A 3,311-nucleotide genomic window follows, 5' to 3' on the forward strand; every position below is an offset into this window, starting at 1 on the left:
TCCGCAAGAGGCAATTCGCAAACGACAATTGTTCACCATTCATGGTCTTTGCGGAACTCGCAGCATAATTGCGCCCGGAGATACGCCTGCCTTTAACCCGCTGAAAATTTGCGACACAACCCTGGCGGCATCATCGCCATTTCCAACTGGCATGTGTTGTCAGAAGAAAGCGAGCCATTCGAAGACGACGAAATCGCCACACCGGGTAAATCCATCGACCCGAAGGCCGTTGTGCAGAGTATTTTTCCGCTGACACCTGGAACCAGCCAAGGCAACGATCTTGGCGTATTGAACCGTCGCTATGAGCGGGGCGGCATCCTCTCCTACTTGAAAGACCTGCCCGCGCTCATGGTCTTCAACGACGAGGCGCACCATATCCACGAGTTCAAACGGGAAGGCGAGGTCACGGAGGTTGAATGGCAAAAAAGCCTCAACCTGATCGCGGAACCCAAGGGTCGCCGCTTCGTCCAGGTGGACTTTTCAGCCACGCCCTATAACGAGGTCGGGACCGGCCGGAACAGCCGGAAATCCTACTTCCCGCACATCGCCGTTGATTTCGACCTAAAGACGGCCATGCGCACCGGCCTGGTCAAATCTCTTGTTCTCGACAAACGCTCCGAAATCGGGGCGTTGAGCCATGAGGAACTGGATTTCAAGGCCGATCGGGATGAGAACGGCAACCCGATGCTGTCAGAGGGGCAGCGCATTATGTTGCGCGCTGGCCTGACTAAGCTCCGGAAGCTGGAAGCCGATTTCGCCGCCCTCGATCCGGACAAGCATCCGAAAATGCTGGTGGTCTGCGAAGACACCACAGTTACGCCGCTCGTCGCTGATTTCATGCAGCTCGAAGGGCTGGCCGATGACGAGGTTTTGCGCGTCGATTCCAACCGCAAAGGCGAGCTGAAGCCCGACGAATGGAAGGTGCTACGCGAACGCCTGTTTGACGTCGATCGCCATAAATCCCCGCGTGTCATCGTGAGCGTGCTCATGCTGCGTGAGGGCTTCGACGTGAACAACATCTGCGTCATTGTCCCGCTGCGCGCATCGAGCGCCGGCATCCTGCTTGAACAGACGATCGGGCGCGGCCTGCGCCTGATGTGGCGCGGCAATGAATATGACGACATAAAGCGGGAGAACCGCCAGCTCATTCGCGGTGGAAAGACGCCCTCCAACATGATCGACATTCTTTCGATCGTGGAGCATCCGGCATTCCAAGGCTTCTATGACGAACTGATTCAGGAAGGCTTGGCGGCTGAAGCAGATGATGAGGACGACGAGGCAAATGGCAGCTCGACCGGCGACCTGATCTCGGTCGGCCTCCGGCCGGGCTTCGAGGAATATGATTTCGCTATCCCCTTCATCCTGCGGGAACAGGTCGAGGCGCTGGAAGATACCCACATCGACCCTTCGAGCCTCGCGCCGTTCGGTTCGTTTTCGCTCCAACAGCTCAAGGGGCAGATCGGCCAAGGAGAGAAATTCCATTCCGAAGACGTGCAGGCGAAAACGCGCTTTGGCGACTATCGCGTGCATGGCGGCGTGATGACCGCGACGGGCTATAATGACTATCTGGCCCGGATCACGCGCCGGATCACGGAAGCCGTTACCCTGACGGACACGACAAACAGCTCGAAGGCTTTCGCCAACGCAAGCAAGTTCCCCTACATCCAGATAAACCGGGCCGAGATGGCCGAGGGTATAGACACCTTCATTCGCCGGCATCTGTTCGGCCAGGAGCTGGACCCTCTCGCGGATGAGAACTGGCGCGTCCTGCTAATCGACCCGGTGACAGAGCACATTATCAAAGTGTGGGCGCGGGCCATCCTCGAAGCAGAAGACAGCGTGATTGTCGCCAATGCCGAGGTCGCGCATCGGCGTCTTTCGGAAGTGCCTAAGCTCGCTATGCGGGAGGGGTCATCGCTCGCCGTCGAGAAGGCTATCTATCTACGCCTCCCCTATCCCTCGCGGAATGGCGGCCTTGAGCTGGCATTCATGGAAACCTGCGAGCGTGACGCCAGCGTTGAAGCCTACTGCAAGATCAACGAGCAGAAACACACCTTCGCGCGCCTGCGTTACATCAAGGAAGACGGTCTTCCCGCGTTCTATTCGCCCGACTTCTTCGTGAGGGCTGGCGGCGCGATTTATCTGGTCGAGACAAAGGCACAAGGTCAGCTCACCAGCCCGAACGTGTTGCGTAAGCGCAAAGCCGCCGTCGCAGGGTGCGACCGGATCAACGCCCTTCCTCCGGAACAGCGTAGCGATTCCGACTGGCACTATGTCCTTCTCGGGGAAGACACCTTCTATGGTTGGCGGGACAAGGGCGGCTCGATCGGTGATCTTCTTGCCTATGCACGGCTGCGCCCTGTCGAGGACAAGGGCCAGGCTAAGTTCGCCTTCTGAACTTCATGCCGGGGCAAGAACCAATTGCCCCGGCGCTGCCATGGTGAACTTGGAGACGGTATGCGCGATCAATACGCCGGCGATGTTAGTGACGTTCTGAAATTTGCGCTCCTGCGCGCCCTGGCGCGCCAGGACAGAACGCTTGGCGTCGCATGGTATTACGCGCCGGGCGATGATGGCCGCCCCGATGGCCGGCACCTCGAATGGCGCGATGAAGCCGCATGGCGGCTGCTCGATGCCGAATTGCACACGGGGCTTGCGACACTACCGGAACGCAGCATCGCCGCGCTCGAACGGGCGGCGATCTGGCCGAATGGCGCATTGTTCCATCGTGACCCCATGCCGCTGCGGGCTGATCGAGGCGCATGGGGCGCACGCAAGCGGAACGCTCTCGACGGCGCGGACCTCGTTTTTCTCGATCCTGACAATGGCGTTGGAGCGGAATCGGAGAAGCACGCGACCTTCTCGGAAATCCGCCTGCTCCGGAAGCCAGGTCGCGCGATCGTCTTCATCACCTTCCCCGGCCGCAACCTGACGCATGATGCACTATTGCAGCAACTCCATGAGCGGCTAACGGTCGAATGCGACACCAAAAATGTCGTCACGTTGCGCACCAATGTTTCGGTGCCTCGCGCTCCCGGCTCGTCGTCTTATGTGCAGCGTCAACGCTGGTTCACAATCGTTGATCCTGACGCTGAGCTAGAGGCAAGGGCGCAAGCCTTCTCAGATGCCTTGTCTTCCATTCCACGTGTGCGGGCGAGATTAGATCGTGTCGCGGCACTGTTACTTTAACGAGAGTGCAGACGTAACGTATTCTTTGGCGCATCTGTCATGCGGATTTCAGGCACGTGATTTCGCGCCACATGTCAGTGGCGGCTTGTCGTAACTCACGATGATCGGCGGCATTGAATTGG

At 58.8% G+C, this 3,311-nt stretch carries 2 protein-coding genes and 1 pseudogene; 2 read left to right on the forward strand and 1 reads right to left on the reverse strand.

Features of this window, described 5'->3' with window-relative positions; all coding sequences use genetic code 11:
- Nucleotides 1–156: 156 nt before the first annotated feature.
- Together ACS5UA_RS22700 and ACS5UA_RS22705 are read left to right on the forward strand one after the other, a co-directional pair.
- Complete coding sequence (locus ACS5UA_RS22700) at nucleotides 157–2,397, forward strand: DEAD/DEAH box helicase (RefSeq protein WP_443101875.1); 2,241 nt, start codon at nucleotides 157–159, stop codon at nucleotides 2,395–2,397.
- Nucleotides 2,398–2,457: 60 nt separating this feature from the next.
- Nucleotides 2,458–3,189, forward strand: a complete 732-nt coding sequence (locus ACS5UA_RS22705; RefSeq protein ID WP_443101876.1) for a hypothetical protein — start codon at nucleotides 2,458–2,460, stop codon at nucleotides 3,187–3,189.
- Nucleotides 3,190–3,226: 37 nt separating this feature from the next.
- Here the strand turns inward: ACS5UA_RS22705 and ACS5UA_RS22710 are convergent.
- A pseudogene (locus ACS5UA_RS22710) lies at nucleotides 3,227–3,311 on the reverse strand (IS6 family transposase); the annotation flags it as partial.

This window comes from Brucella sp. RRSP16 (assembly GCF_052246815.1).
GTDB lineage: Bacteria > Pseudomonadota > Alphaproteobacteria > Rhizobiales > Rhizobiaceae > Brucella > Brucella intermedia.